This is a genomic window from Cytophagia bacterium CHB2 (assembly GCA_030263535.1).
Lineage (GTDB): Bacteria > Zhuqueibacterota > Zhuqueibacteria > Zhuqueibacterales > Zhuqueibacteraceae > Coneutiohabitans.
On the sequence record SZPB01000646.1, the window covers coordinates 1 to 1,907 of the forward strand.

A 1,907-nucleotide genomic window follows, 5' to 3' on the forward strand; every position below is an offset into this window, starting at 1 on the left:
ACTTGCCGCTGTTAAACAAGCTGCGCTTCATTGGCGGCGTGCGCTTCGAAACCACAGATATGAACGTTGCCCGCCAGGATCCGCAAAAGCCGAGGGGCGGGCTGGAAACCGAAGATTTTCTGCCGTCGATCAATTTTGTGTATGAGTTGCAATCAAACATGAACGTGCGCGCCGCCTACGGCAAAACCCTGGCGCGTCCCACGTTCCGCGAATTGGCGCCCTTCGCCTCGTTTGATTTCGTCGGCGATTTCATCTTTGTCGGAAATCCGAATCTCAAGCGCACGCTGGTCGACAATTATGACGTGCGCTGGGAATGGTTCGCGCGACCCGGAGAGATTTACGCCGTCAGCGGCTTCTACAAGCGTTTTGAAAATCCCATCGAGCGCGCCATCGTGTCCAATAACAATCAAGGCCAATTCCAAAACGTTGCCGAGGCTGTCGTGTTTGGCGCGGAGTTCGAAGTGCGCCAACGCCTGGATCGCGTTGCCCCGGCGCTGAGAAATTTTCAGATCGGCGGCAATCTCACGCTGGTGCATTCGCAAGTCGATATTCCCGCCAAAGAGCTGGCGACGCTGCGCGAGCTTGACCCGCAGGCCAGCGGCACTCGTGAGTTGCAAGGTCAGTCGCCTTATCTGCTGAATGTTGACTTGTCTTATGACAACATCACCAGCGGCACCACGGCGGGACTTTATTACAACATCTTCGGCAAGCGCCTGTCTGAAGTCAGTTTGGGCGGCACGCCGAACATCTACGAACAGCCGCGCGGCACGCTTGATTTGACGGCTTCGCAACGCGTGTGGAGCGGCTTGACAATCAAAGCCTCTGGAAAGAATCTGCTCGATACCAGCATTCGCAAGGTGCATCACTTCAAAGAAGTGGATTACGTGTCCCGTGAACATAAGTTGGGACGGACGTACTCTCTCGGCTTGACGTACAATATCGAGTAGGACGGGAGTGTCGTTTCGCGCACCGTCATTCACCTCCCTGGCGAGTTGATGACACGACGATTGTAACATGTCTTGATCTTCACGGGCTTCCTTTCTAGAGGCGATGGGTTTGGGGTCTGGTGTGAAATTCGCACCCAGACCCCGGCCCTCATAATCGCCGGCAATCCGGCATCATGAAGAAAGGAGCTTCAATATGAGAATCTTCAATCTCATCCTGATGGGAGCTTTATTGGCTGCCCCCGTTACGCAGGCGCAGCAACCATTGACCAAACAGAAATGTGCCCTGGTTTTTCCCGGCGCTGACGCTTGCACCAACGTGCGCGTTTCCGGCGACCAACTTCTCGGCGACGCCTGGGATCAGGGCTATGCTCCCGGTGAAGAAAAGTTTTTGGGGCACGTTATTCAACGGTCGCTGACAATTGACAGCTATGAGTTTAATGTGCTGGTTGGCCTTGCAACCGGCGGCGCGATCACCAGTGTCGTGATCGAAAACGCCCGAGACATTGCGCCTGAGTTTCTTGCGCAATTTGAAGGCAAAAAAGCTGGCGACGAGTTTGCAATAGCCCGCCAACCCGAGGATTTGCTTTACGTGCCTGTGATGATCAAAGCCATGAAAGGCAAAATGGAATTGTCCGAAACCATCGCCCGAACCGTGCATGAGATGTTGCTCACGGCCCGGCAAATGTTTCAATCGGATACTCGCTCATAATTCATCCCATTTCTCAACTCGCTAGGGAGGTGTTACATGCTTCGCAAGTTTAGTCTACTGTTTTTGTGGTTTCCGATTTTAGCGCTGGCGCAGGATCGCCCTATCGTCAATGTTTTTGATGCAGACATCGGGCCGGGCCAGAACGTGACCTGGACGGCGGACAACATTTATCTGTTGAACGGCTTTGTGTTTGTCGAGGACGGCGCCATGCTCACCATCGAGGCGGGCACGGTGATCAAAGGCAAACCGGG

The 1,907-nt window shown here is 54.2% G+C and carries 3 protein-coding genes; all 3 read left to right on the forward strand.

What is annotated here, in order from left to right:
- Positions 1 to 2: 2 nt before the first annotated feature.
- A complete protein-coding gene (locus tag FBQ85_29825) occupies positions 3 to 947 on the forward strand; it encodes a TonB-dependent receptor (protein ID MDL1879330.1) in 945 nt (314 codons plus the stop codon).
- A gap of 193 nt (positions 948 to 1,140) precedes the next feature.
- A complete protein-coding gene (locus FBQ85_29830) occupies positions 1,141 to 1,656 on the forward strand; it encodes a hypothetical protein (GenBank protein ID MDL1879331.1) in 516 nt (171 codons plus the stop codon).
- 36 nt (positions 1,657 to 1,692) lie between these two features.
- The coding region (locus tag FBQ85_29835) for a hypothetical protein (GenBank protein MDL1879332.1) at positions 1,693 to 1,907 on the forward strand (215 nt) is incomplete at its 3' end.